A 23,620-nucleotide genomic window follows, 5' to 3' on the forward strand; every position below is an offset into this window, starting at 1 on the left:
TGAACCCTGGCTGTCAAAACGCCGACGAAAGGTGAGCCGGGTTACGTGGCTTTCGTGGTCCTAACCCATGAGCGGGATTTTTTTGACGAGATGAACATGGCTGAGCATGACGACATCCTGAGTGACGCCGAACGCGAGGCCCTGGCCGTGCTCAGTGCGCCCCTTGCGCAGAGCCCGGTGGTTTTGATCGTCGATGACGACCCGGTCAACAGTGATGCGCTGAAGTGGTACCTGAAAAGCTGGGGTATCGAATGCATGACCGCTGACGGCGTAGAGGAAGCAATGTTCAAGCTGCATTACGAGCCGCGCATTGCACTGTTGATCACCGACCTGCGGATGCAGCCCTGCGATGGCCTGGACCTGATACGGCAGATTCGCGAATCGGAGCGGGCAGCCTTGTCGATCATCGTGGTGTCTGGCGACACCGATGTGGAGGAGGCGGTGGACGTGATGCACCTGGGGGTAGTGGATTTTCTGCTGAAGCCGGTGGATCTGGAGAAACTGCTGGGGTTGGTGAAGAAAGAACTGAAGATCGGCTAGTGCTGGACCGGGGCCGCCAAGCGGCCCCGGTCGCAGGTGTTACTTACAGCCCGTTACGCGCCTTGAACTCGCGGCGGCGGCGGTGCAGCACTGGCTCGGTGTAGCCGTTCGGTTGCCTGGCACCTTCGATGACCAGTTCGATCGCCGCCTGGAACGCGATGTTGTCATCGAAGTTCGGCGCCATCGGGCGGTACAGCGCGTCGCCGGCGTTTTGCTTGTCGACCACCGCAGCCATGCGCTTGAGGCTTTCCAGCACCTGCTCCTGGCTGACCACGCCATGGCGCAGCCAGTTGGCCAGCAGCTGGGCCGAGATGCGCAGGGTGGCGCGGTCTTCCATCAGGCCGACATCGTTGATGTCCGGTACCTTCGAGCAACCTACGCCCTGATCGATCCAGCGCACGACATAGCCGAGGATGCCCTGGGCGTTGTTGTCCAGTTCGTTGCGGATCTCTTCAGCCGACCAGTTGGTGTCGGCCGCCAGCGGGATGGTCAGGATGTCGTCGACCGAAGCCGGGGTGCGCGAAGCCAGCTCGCGCTGACGCGCCTGCACGTCCACCTTGTGGTAATGCAGGGCGTGCAGGGTGGCGGCGGTTGGCGACGGTACCCAGGCGGTGTTGGCGCCGGCCAGCGGGTGAGCGATCTTCTGCTCGAGCATGGCGGCCATCAGGTCAGGCATGGCCCACATGCCCTTGCCGATCTGCGCACGGCCTTGCAGGCCGGTGGCCAGGCCGACGTCGACGTTGTTGTTCTCGTAGGCGCCGATCCACTTCTCGTTCTTCATGGCGCCCTTGCGCACCACCGCGCCGGCTTCCATCGAGGTATGGATTTCGTCACCGGTACGGTCGAGGAAGCCGGTGTTGATGAACACCACGCGCTCGGCGGCCGCCTTGATGCAGGACTTCAGGTTGACCGTGGTACGGCGCTCCTCGTCCATGATGCCGACCTTCACGGTGTTGCGCTTCATGCCCAGCAGGTCTTCGACGCGGCTGAAGATCTCGGCGGCGAAGGCGACTTCTTCCGGGCCGTGCATCTTCGGCTTGACGATGTACACGCTGCCAGTGCGGGTGTTCTTGCGGCTGGTGTTGCCGTTGAGGTTGTGCAGGGCGATCAGGTTGGTGAACAGGCCGTCCTGGATGCCTTCAGGGATTTCGTTGCCCTGACCATCGAGGATCGCCGGGTTGGTCATGAGGTGACCGACGTTACGAACGAACAGCAGCGAACGGCCGTGCAGGGTGACGCTGCTGCCGTTGGGCGCGGCGTATTCGCGGTCCGGGTTCATGGTGCGGGTGAAGGTCTTGCCACCTTTGCTCACGCTTTCGGCCAGGTCGCCTTTCATCAGGCCCAGCCAGTTGCGGTAGACGATCACCTTGTCGTCGGCATCCACGGCGGCGACCGAGTCTTCGCAGTCCATGATGGTGGTCAGTGCCGATTCCATCAGGATGTCTTTGACGCCGGCGGCATCGGTGCTGCCGACCGGGGTGCTGGCGTCGACCTGGATTTCGAAGTGCAGGCCGTTGTGCTTGAGCAATACGGCGGTCGGTGCCTTGGCGTCGCCATGGAAGCCGATCAGTTGGGCGTCATCACGCAGGCCGCTGTTGCTGCCGCCTTTGAGGGTGACGACCAGCTTGCCGCCTTCGATGCGGTAGCCGGTGGAGTCGACGTGCGAGCCGGCAGCCAGTGGCGCGGCTTCGTCGAGGAAGGCACGGGCGAAGGCGATGACCTTGTCGCCGCGCAGCTTGTTGTAACCCTGGCCTTTCTCGGCGCCGCCTTCATCGCTGATGGCATCGGTGCCGTACAGGGCATCGTAGAGCGAACCCCAACGGGCGTTGGCGGCGTTCAGGGCGAAGCGGGCGTTCATCACCGGAACGACCAGCTGCGGGCCGGCCATGTGGGCGATTTCTTCGTCCACGTTCTGGGTGGTGGCCTGGAAATCGTCGGCTTGTGGCAGCAGGTAGCCGATTTCCTGGAGGAATGCTTTGTAGGCTACGGCGTCGTGTGCCTGGCCTTTGCGTGCCTGGTGCCAGGCGTCGATCTTGGCTTGCAGCTCGTCGCGCTTGGCGAGCAGGGCTTTGTTCTTTGGAGCGAGGTCATTGATGATCTTCTCTGCACCGGCCCAGAACTGCTCGGCGACGATGCCGGTCCCCGGAATGGCTTCGTTATTCACGAAGTCGTACAGGACCTTGGCGACCTGAAGGCCACCGACTTGAACGTATCCAGTCATTGCTTGCCTCACTCTGCTCAGCTATTTCGCTCTTCTGTATTAAGCCTGTAGCGCTTCTCTAAACACGTTCCAGTGCTTGCCCTCGTCGGATGGCACGAGCGCGGCTGGGTGCGGCCTGCCAGGCGGGCTGGCAGACAGTGTGCGTATTTTCACAGGCGCCTTGGCAGACATCCAAACGACGTTTTGTAGTCCGCGCCACGGGATACTACATGAAGCAGTAGACGAGGCAAAATCAGACTAAAAGCGCCGTTATGCGACCGGTTGGTCGCGTATGGTCACGCTGGGAGAACGTATGTTCGCAAAAAACGGGTGGATTGTTCCAGATAAATCTTGAAACAGTACACGATTTGTTATGCCGATTGCCCTGCGGCAGGTTGCCGCGCCTTGCCTATACTGAGTCGAACCCCCGTATTTACGCCGCCTCTGGGCGGCCCGACACCGAGGAAGGGCCTGTGGATCATCTTGTACTGACCGTGATTGCCCCGGACAAGGCCGGCCAGGTCGAGCGCATTGCCCAGTGCATCGCCGACTATAACGGCAACTGGCTGGAAAGCCGCATGTCGCGGATGGCCGGGCAGTTCGCCGGGATCCTGCGGGTGGCGGTACCGGCGGAAAACTACGATGAACTGGTGAAGTCGCTGCAGGCACTGGGTCAATACGATATTCGCGTGCTCATCGCCGAGAGTGGCATCGAACCGTCGTGTACCTGGAAACCGATTGCCATGGAACTGGTCGGCAACGACCGCCCGGGCATCGTGCGCGATATCACCCGCCTGCTGGCGGACCAGGGGGTGAACCTGGAGCGCTTCACCACCGAAGTGCGGCCAGCGCCGATGAGCAGTGAGCCGTTGTTCCATGCCGACGCGCTGTTGGCGCTGCCCTTGACCCTGTCGCTGGATGACCTGCAGCAGAAGCTGGAGAGCCTGGCGGATGATTTGATGGTGGAGTTGAAGTTACGCCCGGAGGAGTAATCGGGTTATCCCGATTTCGCGGGGACGGCCCTGTGGATAACCTGGGGGCGCCCCTCGCCAGCCCAGGAACGGCAAGCCTTCCCGAGATTTGAGCAAAAAATGTACAGAAATCAGCTGCTTGTGCACAAAGCACGGGGACGAGGGTGTGGATAACCTTTGGAGATGTTGCTGCAGGCCACGAGCGGCGTGGTCTGCAGCTTTTTGATCGTTTTTTGATCAGGCGCGCTTGCGCAGATTCAGCCAGGCGTCGACGCTGTACACCGCCAACCCCGCCCAGATGAAGATGAACGCTAGCAAGCTGCTTGATGACAGCTGCTCATCGAACAGCAGCACCGCTTGCAGCAGTACCAGGGTCGGCGCCAGGTATTGCAGGAAGCCCAGTGTGGTATAGGGCAAGTGCCGCGCTGCTGCGTTGAAGCACACCAGCGGCACCAGTGTCACCGGCCCTGCTGCCATCAACCACAGCGCCTCGCTGCTGGCATAGAAGTCGGCCTGTGCACTCATCGCAGTCGGATGCAGCAGCAACCAGCCCAGCGCCAGCGGTACCAGCATCCAGGTTTCCACTACCAGGCCGGGCAGCGCCGCCACCGGCGCCTGCTTGCGAATCAAGCCGTAGAAGCCAAAGCTCAGCGCCAGCGCCAGCGACACCCATGGCAGGCTGCCTACTTGCCAGACCTGCTGCGCTACGCCCACCGCCGCCATGGCCACGGCGAGCCATTGCAGGCGGCGCAGGCGCTCGCCGAGCAGCAGCATGCCCAGCAGCACATTGATCAACGGGTTGATGTAGTAACCCAGGCTGGCTTCGAGCATGCGACCGTTGTTCACCGACCAGACATAGGTCAGCCAGTTGGCGGCGATCAATGTCCCGCTCAGGGCGAGAATGGCTAGCCGGCGCGGGTTATCACGCAGCTCGCGCCACCAGCCGGGGTGCTTCCACACGAGCAGCAGCAGTGAACCGAACAGGGCCGACCAGAGCACCCGGTGGACGATGATCTCCACCGCCGGAACGCTCTGGATGGCTTTGAAGTACAGTGGGAACAAGCCCCAGATGATGTAGGCACCAAGGCCCAGGAGGTACCCGCGGCGCGGGTTTGCAGCGTGCATGGAGAGTCCTTGCTCAGTAAAGCGACGCCTATTGTAGACAGAGGCGCACTCGCTTCTAGAACAATTTCAGCGGTTGTTCATCCAGTGCTGCCAATTGCTCACGCAAGGCGAGGATCTGGTCCCCCCAGTAACGCGGCTGGCCGAACCACGGGAAGCTCGGCGGGAATGCCGGGTCGTCCCAGCGCCGCGCCAGCCAGGCGCTGTAATGCAGCTGGCGCAGGGCGCGCAGTGGTTCGATGAGGGCCAGTTCGCGCGGGTCGAAATCGTGGAACTCGTTGTAGCCGTCGATCAGTTCGGCCAGTTGCCCAAGGCGTTCCTCACGACTGCCGGCGAGCATCATCCACAAGTCCTGCACTGCAGGGCCCATGCGGCAGTCATCAAGGTCGACCACGTGATAGACCTCGTCGCGATGCATCAGGTTGCCGGGGTGCAGGTCGCCGTGCAGGCGGATGACCTGGTGCGGGGTGCGGGCGTAGGCATCCTCGACCCGCTTGAGCAGGTCGCGGGCCACGGACTCGAACGCCGGCAGCAAATCCCTGGGCACGAAACCACCGTCGAGCAGGGTGTTCAGCGAGGCGTGGCCGAAGTTGTCCACAGCCAGCGCTTCGCGGTGTTCGAACGGGCGCGCAGCGCCTACGGCGTGCAGGCGGCCAAGCAGCTGGCCAAGGCGGTAGAGCTGGTCGAGGTTGCCGGGTTCCGGAGCATGGCCGCCTCGGCGCGGGAATAGGGTGAAGCGAAAGCCCTTGTGCTCGAAGAGGGTCTGGCCGTCGTGTTGCAACGGCGCGACCACGGGCACTTCGCAGTCGGCCAGTTCGGCGGTGAACTGGTGCTCTTCGAGGATCGCCGCATCGCTCCAGCGGCCCGGTCGGTAGAACTTGGCGATCAACGGCTGCGAATCTTCGATGCCCACCTGATAGACGCGATTCTCATAGCTGTTCAGCGCCAGGACCCTGGCATCGCTGAGAAAGCCCAGGCTTTCCACGGCGTCCAGGACCAGGTCGGGGGTGAGGGTGTCGAAGGGGTGGGACATGGTGGCTCCGGGTGTGGGCGGCGTGTCGGCATGGTAGCGCATTCCAGCTCTGATCCTCTGTTTGCTTCTTCGCGGGCATGCCCGCGAAAAGGCCAGGTCAGGCTAAACCGGCACCCCAAGCAACACATAGGAAGGATGAAACTGCACACGTACCTTGCTCCCTTCACAGACCGACTGCCCGGCCAGCCAATCCGCCTCGGCAAAGGCACACAATGTCTGCCCGTTGCCCAGCGCCAACCGTACCTCGCTGTCCCCCTGCGCATCTGCCAGCACCGCTTCGACGGTGGCGTTCAGCACGTTGCTGCCCGCATCCGCCTCATCCCCTGCCGCCAGCAACTGCACCCATCCGGCCTTGAGCAGCGCCACCACCGTGGTCCCCAATGTCAGCTCCAGCCGCGCCGTACTGTCAGGGGTAATCAGCGCATCGATCTCCAGCCCGCCGCCCAACGCCAGGCTGACCCGATCATGTCGGCCCTCCCTGCGCAAACCGCTGACCTGCCCCTGCAGTTGATTGCGCGCACTGGTGCGCAACATCAGGCGGCCGAGCAAATCCAGGTCGCTGGACTCTTCCGCAGCGTCGAGAATCTGTGCCTGCAGTGCCTGCACCTTCTGATACAGGCGCAGCACCCGCTCGCCTTCCATCGAAAGCCTCGCGCCACCACCGCCACGCCCGCCCGTGCTGCGCTCGACCAATGGCTTGCTGGCCAGGTTGTTGAGTTCATCGATCGCATCCCAGGCCGCCTTGTAGCTGATGCCGGCAGCCTTGGCTGCGCGGGTGATCGAGCCTTGTTCGGCGATGTGCTGGAGCAGGCTGATACGCTGCGGACGGCGTGCAATGTGCTGGGTGAGGAGGGCGGGCAGGGACATGGGGGGCCTATCGGGTGATGACCCGTCAAGCTTGCCCCGGTTTTGCCGTGCGTGCCAGGCAATACACATCGATCCTGCGCGCACCTGCCTGGTGCAACAGCTGCGCAATGGCCTGCGCGGTGGCGCCGGTGGTCATCACATCATCGATCACGGCAACGTGGCGCCCCTTGAGTGCTGCCTCGCTAGACAGCGCGAACGCCTGGCGCAAATTACGCCGGCGAGCCCGGGCACCCAGGCTCTGCTGTGCCGGTGTCTCACGCGTGCGCAGCAACAAACGTTCATCACATTCGATCACCAGTGCCTTCGACAGCCAGCGCCCGAGCATGCCGGCCTGGTTGAAGCCGCGCTCGCGCAGCCGACGCCGGGCCAGCGGTACAGGCAACAACAGGTCTGGCCTGGGCAGGCCTTCCTGATAGCGATGGTGCATGTGCAGGCCCAGCAGTTCGGCCATCAGGCGCCCCAGCGGCCATTGGCTGTTGTGCTTGAAGCGGCTGATCAGCGTGTCCAGCGGGAACCCATAGTGCCAGGGCGCTATGGCCTGCTGAAAAGCTGGCGGGCGGCGGCTGCACTGGGCGCAGATCAGGCCGGCCATCGGCAATGGCAGGGCACAGCGCAGGCAATACTCATCGAGCCAGGGCAGTTCCTGCTCACAGGCGGCGCACAACGGGTAATGCTGTTCGGCAAGTTCGCTGCATAGCAAACAGACATGATCAATATTTGTACAGTTGTAAACCAGTGCTTTCAACCAAGGTTGACAGTTCATAGGCCTTCCATGAGTATGCGAGCTATCCGTGATGCGCTGGCGGGCACTTGTACCTCGGCGCCAGTTACAGCCTAAACAAGGAAACGCCGATGAGCGCCAGCACAACTGCAACAACACGTCACGACTGGTCCCTGCCTGAGGTCAAGGCGCTGTTCCAGCAGCCATTCAATGACCTGCTGTTCCAGGCGCAGACCGTGCACCGCGCGCATTTCGACCCCAACCGCGTACAGGTTTCGACACTGCTGTCGATCAAGACCGGCGCCTGTCCGGAGGATTGCAAATATTGTCCGCAGTCCGGCCACTACAACACCGGGCTGGAAAAACAAAAGCTGATGGAAGTGCAGAAGGTGCTCGAGGAAGCGGCTCGCGCCAAAGCCATCGGCTCTACCCGCTTCTGCATGGGCGCGGCCTGGAAGCACCCGTCGGCCAAGGACATGCCCTACGTGCTGGAGATGGTCAAAGGCGTGAAGGCCATGGGCCTGGAAACCTGCATGACCCTCGGCAAGCTCGACCAGGATCAGACCTTGGCCCTGGCCCAGGCCGGGCTGGACTACTACAACCACAACCTCGACACCTCGCCTGAGTTCTACGGCAGCATCATTACTACCCGTACCTACAGCGAGCGCTTGCAGACCCTGGCCTATGTGCGCGATGCCGGGATGAAGATCTGCTCTGGCGGCATCCTCGGTATGGGCGAGTCGCTGGACGACCGCGCCGGCCTGTTGATCCAGCTGGCCAACCTGCCCGAGCACCCGGAATCGGTGCCGATCAACATGCTGGTCAAGGTCGCCGGTACCCCGCTGGCCGATGAAGAGGACGTAGACCCGTTCGACTTCATCCGCATGCTGGCAGTGGCTCGGATTCTCATGCCCAAGTCGCACGTGCGCCTGTCCGCCGGCCGCGAGCAGATGAACGAGCAGATGCAGGCCCTGGCATTCATGGCGGGCGCCAACTCGATCTTCTACGGCGAGAAACTGCTGACCACCGCCAACCCGCAGGCCGACAAGGACATGCAGCTGTTCGCTCGCCTGGGTATCCAGCCCGAAGCGCGCGAAGAGCATGCCGACGAAGTGCACCAGGCGGCCATCGAGCAGGCCTTGGTCGAGCAACGCAGCAGCGAGCTGTTCTACGACGCCGCGTCTGCCTGAGATGGCTTTCGACCTGGCGGCGCGCCTGGCCGAACGGCGTGCCGCAGACCTGTATCGGCAGCGGCCATTGCTGGAAAGCCCGCAGGGGCCGGAAGTCGTGGTCGACGGGCAACGCCTGCTGGCCTTCTGCAGCAATGACTACCTGGGGCTGGCCAACCACTCTGAAGTGATCGCCGCCTGGCAAGCGGGCGCCGAGCGCTGGGGTGTCGGCGGTGGCGCCTCGCATCTGGTGATCGGCCATAGTTCGCCGCACCACGCTGTCGAAGAGGCGCTGGCCGAACTGACCGGTCGCCCACGGGCGCTGCTGTTTTCCACAGGCTACATGGCCAACCTTGGCGCCATCACCGCGTTGGTAGGGCAGGGCGACAGCGTGCTGCAGGACCGCCTGAATCACGCGTCGCTGCTCGATGGCGGGCTGCTAAGTGGTGCCCGTTTCAGCCGCTATCTGCACAACGATGCTGCCAGCCTGGCCAACCGCCTGGACAAGGCAACGGGAAACACGTTGGTGGTCACCGACGGTGTTTTCAGCATGGATGGCGACCTCGCCGATCTGCCGGCCCTGGCTGCTGTGGCCCGTGCCCGCGGTGCGTGGCTGATGGTCGACGACGCCCATGGCCTGGGTACGTTGGGCGAGCAGGGCGGCGGAATCGTCGAGCACTTCGGTTCAGGCATCGATGACGTAGCTGTGCTGGTTGGCACCCTGGGCAAGGCCTGCGGCACGGCTGGCGCTTTCGTCGCGGGCAGTGAAGAGCTGATCGAAGCCTTGGTGCAGTTTGCGCGGCCCTACATCTACACCACCAGTCAGCCGCCAGCGCTGGCCTGCGCCACGCTCAAGAGCCTGCAACTGCTGCGTCGTGAAACCTGGCGCCGCGAGCACCTGGCTGCGCTGATCCGCCAATTCCGCCAAGGGGCTGCGCAAATCGGCCTGCAACTGATGGACAGCCCGACGCCGATCCAGCCGATCGTGATTGGCGATAGTGCCCAGGCTCTCAAGCTGTCGCGCATGCTGCGAGACCGCGGCCTGCTGGTGACCGCCATTCGCCCGCCGACCGTGCCTGCTGGCAGTGCCCGCCTGCGGGTCACCCTGAGCGCGGCGCACAGCGAGGCGCAGGTGCAGCTATTGTTGAATGCATTGGCCGAGTGTTATCCACAGCTGGAGGCCGCCGATGCGTAACCGTTTGATCCTTTTTCCCGGTTGGGGGCTGGGCACCGCTGCCCTCGAGCCGCTCGCCGCCAGCCTGCGGGCCCAGGACGCACGCCTGCAGGTTGAATTGATGCCCCTGCCGGAACTGCCTGATGCCGACGTGCAGGCCTGGGTGGACTACCTTGATCGCAAGGTGCCCAGCGACACCTGGCTGGGTGGCTGGTCGCTCGGCGGCATGCTCGCCAGCGAACTGGCGCGCAAGCGTGGCGACCACTGCTGCGGCCTGCTGACGTTGGGCAGCAACCCCAGTTTCGTGGCCCGCGCCGATTGGCCCCATGGCATGGCCGAGGATACCTTCGGCACGTTTCTCGATGGTTGCCGCAGCCACACGTCGGTGACCCTCAAGCGTTTCCGCACCCTGTGTAGCGACGGTGCCTTGCAACCTCGCACGTTGCTGCGCCAACTGGGTGTCGGTGTGCCGGACACCGATCCGCTGTACCTGGCCACCGGCCTTGAAGTCCTGGCCAAACTCGATACCCGTGAGGCGCTGCAGGCCTATGGCGGCCCGCAACTGCACCTGTTCGCCGGCAGCGATGCGCTGGTGCCGGCCGAGGTGGCCAAGGCGCTGAGCGAGCTGCTGCCCGACGTGGAAGTCGGCCTGGTCGAAGACAGTTCCCACGCCTTCCTGCTGGAGTATCCACAGGAGCTGGCGGCGGGCATCAAGAGTTTCCTGCATGAGAGTGGCGATGACTGACCTTTCCCGTCCAACCCTGCCCGGCGCGCTGCCGGACAAGCGCCAGGTGGCCGCCTCGTTCTCCCGAGCGGCAGCCAGCTACGACAGTGTTGCGGCCCTGCAGCGTGCGGTGGGCGTCAGCCTGCTGGAGCAGTTGCCGGATGACGTGGCACCCACGCGCTGGCTGGACCTTGGCAGTGGCACGGGGCATTTCAGCCGAGTGCTGGGCGAGCGTTTTGCACAGGCCAACGGCGTAGCTGTGGATATCGCCGAAGGCATGTTGTGCCACGCCCGTGGCGAACAGGGCGGGGCGCATTACCACGTGGCCGGCGATGCCGAGCGCCTGCCGCTGCGTGACGCCTGTGTCGACCTGGTGTTCACCAGCCTCGCGGTACAGTGGTGCGGCCAGTTCGCCAGTGTGCTGGATGAGGCTCGGCGAGTATTGCGCCCGGGCGGGGTGCTGGCGTTCAGCAGCCTGTGCGTCGGCACCCTCGATGAATTGCGCGCCAGCTGGCAGGCCGTGGATGGCATGGTGCATGTCAATCGCTTCAGAAGGTTTGAAGACTACCAGCGCCTGTGTGCAGCCAGTGGCCTAACCCAGGTCAGCTTGCGGCGCCAGGCTCATGTATTGCACTTCCCCGATGTGCGCAGCCTGACCCATGAACTCAAGGCGCTCGGTGCTCACAACCTCAACCCAGGGCGGCCTTCTGGCCTCACCGGCCGTGCGCGTATGCAAGGCCTGCTGCAGGCCTACGAAGCGTTCCGCCAGCCTCAGGGGCTGCCCGCCACCTATCAGGTGGTCTATGGTGTGTTGCGCAAGCCACAGGCATGAGAGGAGTAGCATGAGCCAGGCCTATTTCATCGCCGGGACCGACACCGATGTCGGCAAAACTACCATCGCCGCCGGGCTGCTGCATGCGGCACGGTTGCAGGGGCTGAGCACCTTGGGCGCGAAGCCGGTGGCTTCGGGTTGCTCAATGACGGCCAAAGGCCTGCGCAACAGTGACGCCCAGGCGTTGATCGACGAAAGCTCGATCAAGCTTGCCTACGAAGAGGTCAATCCGTTTGCCTTCGAACCGGCCATTGCGCCGCATGTGGCGGCCCGGGAGGCGAGTGTCGCGCTGGAAGTCACAGTGTTGGCAAAGGCCATGCGCCATGTGCTGGAGCAGGGCGCAGACTTCACGCTGATCGAAGGGGCAGGCGGCTGGCGCGTTCCACTGTCCAACCATGCCAACCTCTCTGACCTGGCAATTGCACTGAAACTGCCGGTGATTCTAGTGGTTGGGGTGCGCCTGGGCTGCATCAACCACGCACTGCTCAGTGCCGAGGCAATTGCCCGCGATGGCCTGCAACTGGCAGGCTGGGTGGCGAATATCATCGAACCGCGGACCTCGCGGCTGGAAGAAAACCTCGCCAGCCTGGCGGAGCGTCTGCCTGCCCCGTGCCTGGGGCGGGTGCCGAAGCTCAAGCAGGCCACTGCGGATGCGGTGGCAGAGCATCTGCAACTCGACTTGCTGGATTGACGTGTCCGGATATGCCCGTGGCCTATCAAGTGGCACCGGGCCATTAGGGATTTAAACGGGCCTTTTCGCGTCTGGCCTGCTTTAATTGCCATGTTCACATCCAGCGTCATTGGAGTTCTGACATGGAAATCACCGGCAGCACCGCGTATTACGCGGGCCTCAATGCCATCTACAACGGCCAGAACCGGGTCGATCAGGCCGCCGGCCAGATCGCCAATGCCTCGGTCGAGCGTGCCGCTACCAGCCAGTCCAGCGACTTTCAGGCCGAGCGCCTGCGAGGGGTAGACCGCAGCCAGCAGATGGACCTGGCAACCAGCACCGTGCAATTGGCCCTGGGCAAGACCGAGGTCGAACTGGGCGCCAAGGTGGCCAAGGCTTCCGACGAAATGCTCGGGCGGTTCATCGATACCTACGCCTGATTCCAGACCCCCTGGCGTCCCTGTGGGAGCGGGTTTACCCGCGAATGCGTCGACCCAGACTTCAGTGTCTGGGCTGGCCCTTTCGCGGGTAAACCCGCTCCCACAGTCGTTTCTGGCTGTGGTTTCATACAATGGCATAAACGCCATCTTTCGCGGCGTAAATGGCACCATAGTCCCTTCTTGACATCAGGCTGTCCTAAACGTAAGTTTCAAACAACTGTTTGACCCAAAGCCGACAAGAGCTGGTTGGCCTCAGCGGTCCCCCTACCGAACTCATCACAGAGGTTCATCGCAATGCCTGATTACAAAGCCCCCTTGCGTGATATTCGTTTCGTCCGCGACGAGCTGCTCGGCTACGAGGCGCACTATCAGAGCCTGCCGGGTTGCCAGGACGCAACGCCCGACATGGTCGACGCGATCCTCGAAGAAGGCGCGAAGTTCTGTGAGCAGGTGCTGTCGCCGCTGAACCGTATCGGGGATCAGGAAGGCTGCACCTGGAGCGAGTCGGGCGTGAAGACACCGACCGGTTTCAAGGAAGCCTACCAGCAGTTCGTCGAAGGTGGCTGGCCGAGCCTGGCGCATGACGTCGAGCACGGCGGCCAGGGCCTGCCGGAGTCGCTGGGCCTGGCCCTGAGCGAAATGGTCGGTGGTTCGAACTGGTCCTGGGGTATGTATCCAGGCCTGTCTCACGGCGCGATGAACACCATCTCCGCCCACGGCACCGCCGAGCAGCAGCACACCTACCTGACCAAGCTGGTGTCCGGCGAGTGGACCGGCACCATGTGCCTGACCGAGCCACACTGCGGTACCGACCTGGGCATGCTGCGCACCAAGGCTGAGCCACAGGCCGATGGCAGCTACAAAGTGTCCGGCACCAAGATCTTCATCTCGGCCGGCGAACACGACATGGCCGAAAACATCGTCCACATCGTGCTGGCGCGTCTGCCAGATGCCCCGGCGGGTACCAAGGGCATTTCGCTGTTCATCGTGCCGAAGTTCCTGCCCAACGCCGAAGGCGGCGTGGGTGAGCGCAACGGCGTGAGCTGTGGCTCGATCGAACACAAGATGGGCATCCACGGCAACGCTACCTGCGTGATGAACTTCGACGGTGCCACTGGCTACCTGATCGGCCCGGCCAACAAAGGCCTGAATTGCATGTTCACCTTCATGAACACCGCACGCCTGGGTACTGCGCTGCAAGGCCTGGCCCATGCCGAAGTGGCGTTCCAGGGTGGCCTGAAATACGCCCGTGAGCGCCTGCAGATGCGCTCCCTGACCGGCCCGAAAGCGCCGGACAAGGCCGCTGACCCGATCATCGTCCACCCCGACGTGCGTCGCATGCTGCTGACCATGAAGGCCTTCGCTGAAGGCAACCGTGCGATGGTGTACTTCACTGCCAAGCAGGTGGACATCGTCAAGTACAGCCAGGACGAGGAAGAGCGCAAGAAGGCGGATGCCCTGCTGGCCTTCCTGACCCCGATCGCCAAGGCCTTCATGACCGAAGTCGGCTTCGAGGCCGCCAACCATGGCGTGCAGATCTACGGTGGCCACGGCTTCATCGCCGAATGGGGCATGGAACAGAACGTGCGCGACAGCCGCATCTCCATGCTGTACGAGGGCACCACCGGTATCCAGGCCCTTGACCTGCTGGGCCGCAAGGTGCTGATGACCCAGGGCGAAGCGCTCAAGGGCTTCACCAAGATCGTGCACAAGTTCTGCCAGGCGCAGGAAGGCAATGACGCGGTCAAGGAGTTCGTCGAGCCATTGGCTGCGCTGAACAAGGAGTGGGGCGAGCTGACCATGAAAGTGGGCATGGCCGCGATGAAGGACCGCGAGGAAGTCGGCGCCGCGTCGGTGGATTACCTGATGTACTCCGGTTACGCGTGCCTGGCCTACTTCTGGGCTGACATCGCTCGCCTGGCGGCGGAAAAACTGGCAGCCGGCACCAGCGAAGAAGCCTTCTACACAGCCAAGCTGCAGACTGCGCGCTTCTACTTCCAGCGCATCCTGCCGCGTACCCGGACTCACGTCGCCACCATGCTGTCGGGCGCCAACAACCTGATGGACATGAAGGAAGAAGACTTCTCTCTGGGTTACTAAACTCGGGTGAGTTACTGAAAAAAACGCCGCTCCTGCCGAGCGGCGTTTTTTTTTTGCTTATTTTTTATCTTTAGGTATTCGGGCGGGTCTTTTTTCCAGATTACAATAGCTGGCGCAGCGCAACTTTTGAAAATGCGCAGGCTTAGTGTTCTGTGTTTTCTGGTTTGGGTGAATTCATCTCCATTATTAATTTCACCCCCTGTTCACTGCAGTAGCAAATACATTGCCAGATGCTGTCTGGTAGTCCCTTTTAGCGTCAGGCCCTTTGTGTGCCGGGGCTTTCGTCATTTTTGTGAATGGTTCGTGAATACGATGTGGGGCATGCCACCCACTATTGGGGCTGATTTGCACCGGAACTGAGGAATTTTAAATTTCAGTATTTCTTGGTATTGCCGACAAAATAAACTGGTCTAAAAAACCATTGAATGTTTCGTGTCGAAATACTTTGTTACAGCTATGGTGGCATTAAGCGCACTTCGTTGCGCGAACCAACAGCCTGAAAAACCTGAGCCGTCGGGAAGTCCATCATGGTCGACTATCTGAGTAACTTGCGCGTCCCCCGCCTGGCCTGTGCGATAGCGATGACATTCGCCGCCGGCCTTCCTTTGACCAGCGTACGGGCCGCGGACCCGGCCGGGACCGTTCCGGTCGTCCCGGATGTGCCCAGCCTGCAGTCACTGCGGGGCATGACGCCGCCGGATCCCTCCGGTACCGAAGGTGGCCGCAAAGTCGACCTGATGTCCGATTACGTGATCAATCGCGGGGCGGTAGTGCTTTTGGGCAAGGCGTTGTTCTGGGACATGGCGATCGGCAGTGACGGCGCCACCGCCTGCGCTTCATGCCACTACCACGCAGGTGTCGATCACCGGGTCACCAACCAGATCAACCCGGGGCAGGCCAATACCAATGCCAACGTCGCATCGATCTTCAACAAGCCGTTCACGGCAGGCGACATTCCGGGTGACGTGCCGAGTTACACCACCCGCTCCGGTGGCAAGGGCGGCCCCAACTACACGTTGAAAAAGGGCGACTTCCCGACCCACGTACTGGCCAATCCTCTGGACCGTAACTCGGCGATTGTCTATTCGAGCGATGACGTCATCGGCTCGCAAGGTGTGTTCGACGCCAACTTTGTCAAACCCCGCCAGTCGCGCTTCGACAAGTGCACCCAGCAGCCGGACGGTATTTTCCAGGTGGGCGGCATCAACGTGCGGCGCGCCACCGGACGCAATGCGCCATCGGTGATCAACGCGGCATTCAACGTGCGCAACTTCTGGGACGGCCGGGCCAACAACGTATTCAACGGCTTCTCGCCGTTCGGTAACCGTGACCCTGACGCCGGGATCTTCGTGACCAAGGATGCCAGTGGCGCGGCGGTCAAGGTACGCCTGGCTCTCAAGGATGCCTCGGCCGCTTCGCAAGCCGTCGGGCCTCCCGGCAGCGCGGTGGAAATGTCTTGTGGCGGGCGTACTTTCGCCGACATTGGCCGGCGCATGCTCGACACCATGATGCTCAAGGGGCAGAAGATTTCGCCCACCGACTCGGTACTCGGCCCCGTCTCCAGTGCCCGCCGGCCAACCTATCGCGAATTGATCAAGAACGCCTTCCAGCCTCGCCTGTGGAATGCCACGCAGCCGGTCTTGCTGGGCAGCGAGCCTTATACCCAGATGGAGGCGAACTTCCCGTTGTTCTTCGGGCTGGCGATCCAGATGTACGAATCCACGCTGATCTCCGACCAGGCGCCACTGGATGCCTATCTGCAGGGCGACCACACCGCCATGAATGCCCAGCAGGTGCAGGGCATGAACCTGTTCCTGGGCAAGGGCAAATGCGTGAGCTGCCATGGTGGTGCGGAGTTGACCAACGCGGGCAGCAGGCTGCTGTTCCAGCCGCATGAGCGCGTCGAGCGCATGGTCATGGCTGACGGCCTGACCACACTCTACGATAACGGGTTCTACAACACCGGTGTGCGCCCTACCTCAGAGGATCTGGCCCTGGGGGGCTCGGACGCCTGGGGTAATCCATTGTCCTTCACCCGCGAGTACAACACCCAACTGCAAGGGGGGAATATTCCCGACCCACTGGAGGTCGATGTGTGCACCTTCGAAGTGCCACTGAGCGCAGCAGTCCCCTGCGACCCGACGCTCAAGCCCAGCGTCGGTTTCCGCGACTCTGTCGATGGCGCCTTCAAGACCCCGACCCTGCGCAACATCGCCTTGACCGGGCCGTACTTCCACAACGGCAGCCGGGCAACGCTGCAGCAGGTGATGGAGTTCTACAACCGGGGCGGTGACCGGCGCGGCGAAGACGCCAGCAACACCAGCGGCTTCGAGCACCCGGCAGTCAACCAGCACAACGGCTCCAACCTTGATCCGGACATGACCCCGCTGAACCTGACGGCGGATGAGGTGGATGCACTGGTCAAGTTCATGGAAGTCGGCTTGACCGATCCGCGCGTGGCTTGGGAGCGGGCGCCGTTCGATCATCCATCCCTTGTGCTGCCACAGGGTGAAAAGGGCGATGAAAACTCGGTCGGGCAAAAACCTGCCAGTGCACAGATCACCTCCCGGCAAGCACAAGACGCCGAATTCCAGCTCAATGCGGTCGGTGCCTCGGGTCGCTCCACTGCGCAGGGGCCGCTGCTGCCCTTCAACAACGACTTGTAGCGCTGTTCCCCTTTGCATCACTGGTGTCCGCTGGAGGCCAGTGATGCTTTTTTCAGCACCCGGTAAAGATCCCGTTACAAGAAAACCTCAAGCGCTCGACCCTCGCTGCCGTTAACCCACCGGTGTATTCATCTATTCACGTGTGCTGCCGATGAACTAGAGGCACAATGCTATTATTGATCTGCCGGGTCGGAGATTACCCTTGTTTCGTCTAAACGCTGTTCGCGCGAGCCATTTCCTGCCTTCGCTGTTTTTGCTGCTGGCTGGGCTCGCGGCGGCTTATGTAAGAGACCTAAGCGTCTTCTTCACATCCCTGTTCAATGTTCTGCCCACCTTGGTCCTGCTGCTGGGTGGCGCCTACTGCGCCGTGTATCGCCGCCAGCGTGAGCTGTTCCTGATGGTGACGGTGTACATCGCTTATTTCCTGCTCGACACCCAGACCGATTTCTACCGTGACAATGGCCGCGTGCGCGAGGACGCAGCCGTGATCTTCCACCTGGTGTGCCTGTTGCTGCCTGCCCTGTACGGCCTGTTCGGCGCCTGGCAGGAACGCACTCACCTGGCGCAGGACCTGTTGGCCCGCTTCGCGGTGCTGTTCGCCGTCGGCAGCGTGGCCGTGGCCCTGGAACAGAGCTTCCCGCAGGCGCTGCTGGCCTGGTTGGCGGAGATCCGCTGGCCCTCGTTGCACGGCCAGTGGATGAGCCTGATCCAGATGGTCTACCCGGTGTTCTTCGTGGTGTTCGTCCTGCTGGTCGTGCAATACCTGCGCGAGCCGCGGCCGCTGCATGCGGCACAGCTGATCGGCCTGGTCGGTATTTTCTGGATGCTGCCCAAGACCTTCATCCTGCCGTTCACCCTGAACATCATGTGCAGCCAGGTAATGCTCATGATTGCCGCTGCGGTATCGCACGAGGCCTACCAGATGGCCTTCCGTGACGAACTTACCGGGTTGCCGGGGCGCCGTGCGCTGAACGAGCGCATGCAACGCCTGGGTCGCAACTACGTGATCGCGATGACCGACGTCGACCACTTCAAGAAATTCAACGACACCCACGGCCACGATGTCGGTGACCAAGTGCTGCGGCTGGTCGCCAGCCGGTTGTCCAAGGTGACCGGCGGGGGCCGCGCTTATCGCTATGGGGGCGAAGAGTTTGCCCTGGTGTTCGCCGGCAAGACGGCAGAAGAGTGCGTGCCGCACGTTGAAGCGGTGCGCGAGATGATCGCCAACTACACCATGCACCTGCGTGACCAGAACAGCCGGCCGCAGGACGATTCCACCGGGCGTCAGCGCCGCAGTGGCAGCGCGGGCGGCACGGTTTCGGTAACCATCAGCATCGGTGTCGCCGAACGCCTGGTCGATCATCGCAACCCGGAAGAGGTGCTCAAGTCCGCCGACCAGGCGCTCTACAGTGCCAAGGGTGCGGGCCGTAACTGTGTCATGGTCTATGGTCAACAATCCCAGCGTGGCGCGGTGCGGATGGCGTGACCTAAATAGACCATGCGGTCGCGTGATGACCCTATGTCTCGCAAAAGTTGTTCGGTTACACTGGATTCAACCCCGGGTTGTTTGTTTTACGAACCCCGTGCCGCGGTCCGTGTGGCCGCCCCGACCCGACCAGCGAGAGGTTGTCATGGCTGACTATAAAGCGCCCCTGCGCGACATGCGCTTCGTACTGAATGAAGTCTTCAATGTGGCCGAGTTGTGGGCGCAGTTGCCCGAACTGGCCGAGGCGGTCGATGCGGAAACCGCCATGGCTGTGCTTGAAGAAGCCGGCAAGGTCACCAGCAAGAGCATCGCCCCCCTCAGCCGTGCCGCCGACGAAGAAGGCTGCCACTGGGACAACGGTGCCGTGCGTACCCCGGCCGGTTTCATCGAGGCCTACAACACCTACGCCGAAGGCGGTTGGGTGGGCGTGGGCGGTGACCCGCTGTTCGGCGGCATGGGCATGCCCAAGGCGATCTCGGCCCAGGTCGAGGAAATGGTCAACGCCTCGAGCCTGGCATTCGGCCTGTACCCGATGCTGACCGCCGGCGCCTGCCTGTCGATCAATGCCCACGCCAGTGAGGCCCTGAAGGAAAAGTACCTGCCCAACATGTACGCCGGTGTCTGGGCAGGCTCCATGTGCCTGACCGAACCGCATGCCGGTACCGACTTGGGCATCATCCGCACCAAGGCCGAGCCCCAGGCCGACGGTAGCTATAAGGTCAGCGGCACCAAGATCTTCATCACCGGCGGCGAGCATGACCTGACCGAGAACATCATCCACCTGGTGCTGGCCAAGCTGCCGGATGCACCGGCGGGGCCCAAAGGCATCTCGCTGTTCCTGGTGCCGAAGTTCCTGGTCAACGAAGACGGCAGCCTCGGTGCGCGCAACCCGGCCACCTGCGGCTCGATCGAGCACAAGATGGGCATCCAGGCCTCGGCGACCTGCGTGATGAACTTCGACGAGGCGGTCGGCTACATCGTCGGCGAGCCGAACAAGGGCTTGGCGGCGATGTTCACCATGATGAACTACGAGCGCCTGGGCGTGGGTATCCAAGGCCTGGCGTCGGCCGAGCGCTCCTACCAGAACGCCGTGGAATACGCCCGTGATCGCCTGCAGAGCCGCGCCCCGACCGGGCCGCAAGCCAAGGACAAGGCCGCCGACCCGATCATCGTCCACCCCGATGTGCGGCGCATGCTGCTGACCATGAAGGCGCTGATCGAGGGCGGTCGTGCCTTCTCCACCTACGTGGCGATGCAGCTCGACAGCGCCAAGTACAGCCAGGACCCGGCAACGCGCAAACGCAGCGAAGAGCTGGTAGCCCTGCTGACCCCGGTGGCCAAGGCCTTCCTCACCGACCTTGGCCTGGAGTGCACGGTGCATGGCCAGCAGGTATTCGGTGGCCATGGCTACATTCGCGAGTGGGGCCAGGAGCAACTGGTGCGCGATGTGCGTATCACCCAGATTTACGAAGGCACCAACGGTATCCAGGCACTGGACCTCATGGGGCGCAAGGTGGTGGCCAGCGGTGGGGCCTACTACACGCTGTTCTCTGACGAGATTCGCCAGTTCATTGCCAGCGCGGATGGCCAGCTGGACGAGTTTACCCAGCCGCTGGGCGCCTGCCTGGATCAGCTCGATGGGCTGACCGAATGGGTGCTGGAACAGGCCAAGGGCAACCCGAATGAGATCGGTGCCGCGTCGGTCGAGTACCTGCATGTCTTTGGTTATGTAGCCTATGCCTACATGTGGGCGCTGATGGCACGGGCGGCCAAGGCGGCTGAGGGCGACGAGGCGTTCTATTCGGCCAAGCTGGGCACGGCGCGGTTCTACTTCGCACGGCTGCTGCCGCGGGTGGGCTCGCTGGTGGCTTCGGTGAAGGCAGGCAGCGAGTCGCTGTACCTGCTGGATGCCGAGCAGTTCTGACTGACTCAATGTTTGCGAAAGACTACTTCTTGTAAGCCTTTTCCTACATTACGTGGTGACTTTTCGCCACTGGTGCCAGATTGGATCCACGGTTAATCTTTGTACATGGACGTTGCGCAGGAAGCGCAAAGGACAGAACAGGGACAACGAAGGATTTCCTGCCAGGATGGCGGGGCGATAGGGATGTCACAGGGAAACAGTCTAGAGAACCCCGCTTCGGCGGGGTTTTCTTCGTCTGCATGTTTTCAGCCAAGCACATCCAGCGGCGGGGCGCCCAGCTGTCGGGCATCGGTCTCCTCTTCCAGCAGCGTGCGCAGCAGCTCCACCGAGGCCTGCTGGCGCTGGGCATCACGAAACACCAAGCCGACCTTGAGCGGCACGCGTGGCTCGCTGAGTGGTTTCCATAGCAAGCCCTGATCATCTTCGGCAGCATCCTTGGCCCGCCCTGGCAGAATGGTCGCCAGCGAGGTATGCGCCAGGCTGTCGAGAATCCCTGCCATGTTGTTCATTTCGGCTTGCACCTGCGGTCGGCGGCCCTGTGCAGCCAGTTGTTCCTTCCAGATCTGGCGGATCTGGAATTCCTCACCGAGCATCAGCATGGGCAGTTCGGCGGCCTGCCTGATCGAGACTTTCTTGAAGTCCTTCAAAGGGTGGGTGTCCGGGATGACCACTTGCAACTCATCTTCGTACAGCAGCGAACCGTGCAACCCAGGCTGGCGCGGTGGCAGGTAGCTGATGCCGATGTCGAGGTTGCCATTGAGCAGCCTCCGTTCGATCTCCAGCCCCGACAACTCATAGATTTGCACCACCAGATGCGGCTGTGCCTTGCGCACACGCTCCAGCAGCTGTGGCACCAGGCTTGGCCGCACGGTCTGCAGCACACCGATGGCCAAGGTGCGCAATGACTGACCCTTGAAGTTGCGCATGGCCTCATGGGCGCGCTGCAGGCCATCGAGCAGCGGCAGGGCATGGTTGTACAGGGTGTGCGCGGCCAGGGTCGGCAGCAGGCGTTTGTTGCTACGTTCGAACAGGCTGAGATCGAGGCTGTGCTCAAGCTGGCGAATCTGCTGTGACAGTGCCGGTTGCGACAGCGACAAACGTTCGGCGGCGCGGCCGACATGGCCTTCTTCATACACCGCGACGAAATAACGCAGTTGGCGAAAATCCATAAGTATCACTTATCGAAAAAGCTGGGAAAACGAAATGGCCGCAAGCGCCGCTGAAGCCTAGTCTATCGCGGTATTCCAATGGCTTACAGCAATCGCTGAGCGCATTGTTACCGCATTTGAAAAACACTTTTGATAGGCAAGACAAAATTATCCAGCGTCGGCAACCCGACCGGATCCCTGGCTATCTTTTTCATGATTGGGTGGAGCCCCGATGAATCTGTTCAACCTGCGCCGTTCGGCTCCCGCAGTTGCCGAGCCCAAGCGTGCGCCGGCGTTTGTGGCGGATGCGCCGCAGTTGTCGCGTGAGCGTCTGATGCCGAGCACCGAGCGTGCTGCGCAGGTGTTCGTGCGTGGCCAGGGCTCCTGGTTGTGGGACAACGAAGGGCATGCCTACCTGGACTTCACCCAGGGCGGTGCAGTCAACAGCCTTGGGCACAGCCCGACGGCGCTGGTCAAAGCCTTGGGCAACCAGGCCCAGGCGCTGATCAACCCTGGTGCGGGTTACCACAGCCGTGGCCTGTTGGCGCTGGTCAACCGCCTGTGCCAGAGCACTGGCAGCGACCAGGCCTACCTGCTCAACAGCGGTGCCGAGGCCTGTGAGGGGGCGATCAAGCTGGCGCGCAAGTGGGGCCAGCTGAACCGTAACGGCGCCTACCACATCATCACTGCCAGCCAGGCCTGCCATGGCCGTAGCCTGGGCGCGCTGTCGGCCTCCGACCCGCTGCCATGCAACCGCTGCGAACCGGGCCTGCCGGGCTTCAGCAAGGTGCCGTTCAACGACTTGGCGGCGCTGCATGCCGAAGTGGATTCGCGCACCGTGGCGATCATGCTTGAGCCAATTCAGGGCGAGGCGGGGGTGATTCCGGCTACACGTGAGTACCTGCAGGGCGTGGAAACGCTCTGCCGGGAACTGGGCATCCTGCTGATTCTCGACGAAGTACAGACCGGTATCGGTCGCTGTGGGTCATTGCTGGCAGAGCAGACCTACGGCGTGCGTGCCGACATCATCACGCTCGGCAAGGGCCTGGGGGGCGGTGTGCCTCTGGCAGCCTTGCTCGCTCGCGGTACCGCCTGTTGCGCCGAGCCGGGCGAACTGGAGGGTAGCCATCACGGCAATTCACTGATGAGCGCCGCCGGCCTGGCCGTGCTGGAAACCGTGCTGGAACCTGGCTTCTTCGAGCAGGTGCAAGACAGCGGCCGCCATTTGCGCGACGGCCTGAGCCGCCTGGCTGGCCGCTATGGCCAGGGTCAGGTGCGTGGCCAAGGCCTGTTGTGGGCGTTGCAGTTGCAGGAAAACCTCGCCAAGGAACTGGTCGAGGCTGCCTTGCACGAAGGCTTGCTGCTGAATGCACCGCAGGCGGATGTGGTGCGTTTCTCGCCAGCGTTGACCGTCAGCAAGGGCAACATCGATGAAATGCTCCTGCGCCTGGCCCGAGCTTTTGCCCGCCTGCATGCGCAACTACAGGCCCGCCGCGAAATGCCGGCCTGATCAAGAACTCAACGAACCGTCTGGCGTTTCTGCGCATCGCCCCGTGCCTGTTTCATTTGGCCCGGGGCGTTTTTTTGCCTGTGGAACCTCTGCAATGCGCGGCTAGTCTGTGATGTAACCCCTCAAGGAGAAACCCGCATGGACTTCATTCGCATCATCATCGCCATTATCCTGCCGCCGCTGGGTGTGTTTCTGCAGGTGGGATTTGGCGGTGCGTTCTGGCTGAACATACTGCTGACCCTGCTGGGCTATATCCCGGGGATCGTGCATGCGGTGTATATCATCGCCAAGCGCTGAGTAAACCGGGGCCGCCAGGCGGCGGC

20 protein-coding genes are annotated in these 23,620 nt (G+C 62.4%); 14 read left to right on the forward strand and 6 right to left on the reverse strand.

The features are described 5' to 3' along the window. Positions 1-96: 96 nt before the first annotated feature. Entirely contained in the window at positions 97-540 is a 444-nt protein-coding gene (locus ACQKPS_RS06750) for a response regulator (RefSeq protein WP_254481724.1), read from the forward strand. Between the two features lie 43 nt (positions 541-583). Here the strand turns inward: ACQKPS_RS06750 and ACQKPS_RS06755 are convergent, their stop codons facing one another. Next, positions 584-2,761: a malate synthase G gene (locus ACQKPS_RS06755; protein ID WP_427603288.1), complete on the reverse strand. Its 2,178-nt coding sequence runs from the start codon at positions 2,759-2,761 to the stop codon at positions 584-586. A 452-nt stretch (positions 2,762-3,213) separates the two neighbouring features. Here ACQKPS_RS06755 and ACQKPS_RS06760 point away from each other — a divergent pair, with 452 nt between their 5' ends. Continuing rightward, on the forward strand, positions 3,214-3,732 hold the full coding sequence (locus ACQKPS_RS06760) for a glycine cleavage system protein R (RefSeq protein WP_427603290.1): 519 nt from the start codon (positions 3,214-3,216) through the stop codon (positions 3,730-3,732). 216 nt (positions 3,733-3,948) lie between these two features. Here the strand turns inward: ACQKPS_RS06760 and rarD are convergent, their stop codons facing one another. The 4 genes from rarD to ACQKPS_RS06780 form a co-directional block, all read right to left on the reverse strand. After that, positions 3,949-4,836, reverse strand: a complete 888-nt coding sequence (gene rarD / locus ACQKPS_RS06765; RefSeq protein WP_176506794.1) for an EamA family transporter RarD — start codon at positions 4,834-4,836, stop codon at positions 3,949-3,951. A gap of 55 nt (positions 4,837-4,891) precedes the next feature. Continuing rightward, positions 4,892-5,866 (reverse strand): serine/threonine protein kinase, encoded by a 975-nt coding sequence (locus tag ACQKPS_RS06770; RefSeq protein ID WP_427603292.1) that lies wholly within the window; start codon positions 5,864-5,866, stop codon positions 4,892-4,894. A gap of 102 nt (positions 5,867-5,968) precedes the next feature. Further along, positions 5,969-6,733: a TOBE domain-containing protein gene (locus ACQKPS_RS06775; protein ID WP_313200837.1), complete on the reverse strand. Its 765-nt coding sequence runs from the start codon at positions 6,731-6,733 to the stop codon at positions 5,969-5,971. A 25-nt stretch (positions 6,734-6,758) separates the two neighbouring features. Continuing rightward, positions 6,759-7,496 carry a ComF family protein gene (locus tag ACQKPS_RS06780; RefSeq protein ID WP_427603294.1) on the reverse strand — a complete coding sequence of 246 codons (738 nt, stop codon included), beginning with the start codon at positions 7,494-7,496 and terminating at the stop codon, positions 6,759-6,761. An 89-nt stretch (positions 7,497-7,585) separates the two neighbouring features. On the opposite strand from ACQKPS_RS06780, the gene bioB reads away from it, so the two are divergent. The 10 genes from bioB to ACQKPS_RS06830 all read left to right on the forward strand — a co-directional run bounded on the left by bioB (position 7,586) and on the right by ACQKPS_RS06830 (position 20,639). Continuing rightward, positions 7,586-8,644, forward strand: a complete 1,059-nt coding sequence (gene bioB / locus ACQKPS_RS06785; RefSeq protein ID WP_054885252.1) for a biotin synthase BioB — start codon at positions 7,586-7,588, stop codon at positions 8,642-8,644. Position 8,645: 1 nt separating this feature from the next. Then, a complete protein-coding gene (gene bioF, locus ACQKPS_RS06790) occupies positions 8,646-9,818 on the forward strand; it encodes an 8-amino-7-oxononanoate synthase (protein WP_427603296.1) in 1,173 nt (390 codons plus the stop codon). Next, positions 9,811-10,542: an alpha/beta fold hydrolase gene (locus ACQKPS_RS06795; protein WP_254481717.1), complete on the forward strand. Its 732-nt coding sequence runs from the start codon at positions 9,811-9,813 to the stop codon at positions 10,540-10,542. The genes bioF and ACQKPS_RS06795 overlap by 8 nt, the downstream gene beginning before the upstream one ends. Then, the gene (gene bioC / locus ACQKPS_RS06800) at positions 10,535-11,353 is read left to right on the forward strand and encodes a malonyl-ACP O-methyltransferase BioC (RefSeq protein ID WP_254481716.1); all 819 of its coding nucleotides are present in this window, start codon (positions 10,535-10,537) and stop codon (positions 11,351-11,353) included. The genes ACQKPS_RS06795 and bioC overlap by 8 nt, the downstream gene beginning before the upstream one ends. 10 nt (positions 11,354-11,363) lie before the next feature. After that, the gene (bioD, locus tag ACQKPS_RS06805; RefSeq protein ID WP_313200833.1) at positions 11,364-12,044 is read left to right on the forward strand and encodes a dethiobiotin synthase; all 681 of its coding nucleotides are present in this window, start codon (positions 11,364-11,366) and stop codon (positions 12,042-12,044) included. Between the two features lie 122 nt (positions 12,045-12,166). Beyond that, positions 12,167-12,463 carry a hypothetical protein gene (locus ACQKPS_RS06810; protein WP_060512164.1) on the forward strand — a complete coding sequence of 99 codons (297 nt, stop codon included), beginning with the start codon at positions 12,167-12,169 and terminating at the stop codon, positions 12,461-12,463. A gap of 294 nt (positions 12,464-12,757) precedes the next feature. Beyond that, complete coding sequence (locus ACQKPS_RS06815) at positions 12,758-14,563, forward strand: phenylacyl-CoA dehydrogenase (protein WP_427603300.1); 1,806 nt, start codon at positions 12,758-12,760, stop codon at positions 14,561-14,563. 527 nt (positions 14,564-15,090) lie between these two features. Beyond that, complete coding sequence (locus tag ACQKPS_RS06820) at positions 15,091-17,229, forward strand: cytochrome-c peroxidase (protein WP_427603302.1); 2,139 nt, start codon at positions 15,091-15,093, stop codon at positions 17,227-17,229. A 202-nt stretch (positions 17,230-17,431) separates the two neighbouring features. Next, entirely contained in the window at positions 17,432-18,715 is a 1,284-nt protein-coding gene (locus ACQKPS_RS06825; protein ID WP_103448700.1) for a GGDEF domain-containing protein, read from the forward strand. A gap of 145 nt (positions 18,716-18,860) precedes the next feature. Further along, positions 18,861-20,639, forward strand: a complete 1,779-nt coding sequence (locus tag ACQKPS_RS06830) for an acyl-CoA dehydrogenase C-terminal domain-containing protein (RefSeq protein WP_427603304.1) — start codon at positions 18,861-18,863, stop codon at positions 20,637-20,639. A gap of 245 nt (positions 20,640-20,884) precedes the next feature. On the opposite strand, the gene ACQKPS_RS06835 is transcribed toward ACQKPS_RS06830, so the two are convergent. Beyond that, positions 20,885-21,808 carry a LysR family transcriptional regulator gene (locus tag ACQKPS_RS06835; RefSeq protein ID WP_283725022.1) on the reverse strand — a complete coding sequence of 308 codons (924 nt, stop codon included), beginning with the start codon at positions 21,806-21,808 and terminating at the stop codon, positions 20,885-20,887. Between the two features lie 211 nt (positions 21,809-22,019). Between ACQKPS_RS06835 and ACQKPS_RS06840 the strand changes: the two genes are divergently transcribed. Both ACQKPS_RS06840 and ACQKPS_RS06845 read left to right on the forward strand, forming a co-directional pair. Continuing rightward, entirely contained in the window at positions 22,020-23,297 is a 1,278-nt protein-coding gene (locus ACQKPS_RS06840; RefSeq protein ID WP_427603306.1) for an aspartate aminotransferase family protein, read from the forward strand. Positions 23,298-23,435: 138 nt separating this feature from the next. Continuing rightward, positions 23,436-23,594, forward strand: a complete 159-nt coding sequence (locus ACQKPS_RS06845) for a YqaE/Pmp3 family membrane protein (RefSeq protein WP_009681539.1) — start codon at positions 23,436-23,438, stop codon at positions 23,592-23,594. Positions 23,595-23,620: the final 26 nt, after the last annotated feature.

The sequence above is a fragment of the Pseudomonas sp. NPDC086566 genome (genome assembly GCF_050280885.1).
GTDB lineage: Bacteria > Pseudomonadota > Gammaproteobacteria > Pseudomonadales > Pseudomonadaceae > Aquipseudomonas > Aquipseudomonas vlassakiae.

Excerpts from the sequence above, each read along its gene's own strand:
- ACQKPS_RS06815 (WP_427603300.1), top strand. The coding sequence starts at position 12,758 with ATGCCTGATTACAAAGCCCCCTTGCGTGATATTCGTTTCGTCCGCGAC.
- bioC (WP_254481716.1), top strand. The coding sequence starts at position 10,535 with ATGACTGACCTTTCCCGTCCAACCCTGCCCGGCGCGCTGCCGGACAAG.
- ACQKPS_RS06750 (WP_254481724.1), top strand. The coding sequence starts at position 97 with ATGGCTGAGCATGACGACATCCTGAGTGACGCCGAACGCGAGGCCCTG.
- ACQKPS_RS06835 (WP_283725022.1), bottom strand. The coding sequence starts at position 21,808 with ATGGATTTTCGCCAACTGCGTTATTTCGTCGCGGTGTATGAAGAAGGC.
- ACQKPS_RS06830 (WP_427603304.1), top strand. The coding sequence starts at position 18,861 with ATGGCTGACTATAAAGCGCCCCTGCGCGACATGCGCTTCGTACTGAAT.
- bioB (WP_054885252.1), top strand. The coding sequence starts at position 7,586 with ATGAGCGCCAGCACAACTGCAACAACACGTCACGACTGGTCCCTGCCT.
- bioF (WP_427603296.1), top strand. The coding sequence starts at position 8,646 with ATGGCTTTCGACCTGGCGGCGCGCCTGGCCGAACGGCGTGCCGCAGAC.
- ACQKPS_RS06780 (WP_427603294.1), bottom strand. The coding sequence starts at position 7,496 with ATGAACTGTCAACCTTGGTTGAAAGCACTGGTTTACAACTGTACAAAT.
- ACQKPS_RS06845 (WP_009681539.1), top strand. The coding sequence starts at position 23,436 with ATGGACTTCATTCGCATCATCATCGCCATTATCCTGCCGCCGCTGGGT.
- bioD (WP_313200833.1), top strand. The coding sequence starts at position 11,364 with ATGAGCCAGGCCTATTTCATCGCCGGGACCGACACCGATGTCGGCAAA.
- rarD (WP_176506794.1), bottom strand. The coding sequence starts at position 4,836 with ATGCACGCTGCAAACCCGCGCCGCGGGTACCTCCTGGGCCTTGGTGCC.
- ACQKPS_RS06840 (WP_427603306.1), top strand. The coding sequence starts at position 22,020 with ATGAATCTGTTCAACCTGCGCCGTTCGGCTCCCGCAGTTGCCGAGCCC.
- ACQKPS_RS06820 (WP_427603302.1), top strand. The coding sequence starts at position 15,091 with ATGGTCGACTATCTGAGTAACTTGCGCGTCCCCCGCCTGGCCTGTGCG.
- ACQKPS_RS06795 (WP_254481717.1), top strand. The coding sequence starts at position 9,811 with ATGCGTAACCGTTTGATCCTTTTTCCCGGTTGGGGGCTGGGCACCGCT.
- ACQKPS_RS06755 (WP_427603288.1), bottom strand. The coding sequence starts at position 2,761 with ATGACTGGATACGTTCAAGTCGGTGGCCTTCAGGTCGCCAAGGTCCTG.
- ACQKPS_RS06810 (WP_060512164.1), top strand. The coding sequence starts at position 12,167 with ATGGAAATCACCGGCAGCACCGCGTATTACGCGGGCCTCAATGCCATC.
- ACQKPS_RS06775 (WP_313200837.1), bottom strand. The coding sequence starts at position 6,733 with ATGTCCCTGCCCGCCCTCCTCACCCAGCACATTGCACGCCGTCCGCAG.
- ACQKPS_RS06770 (WP_427603292.1), bottom strand. The coding sequence starts at position 5,866 with ATGTCCCACCCCTTCGACACCCTCACCCCCGACCTGGTCCTGGACGCC.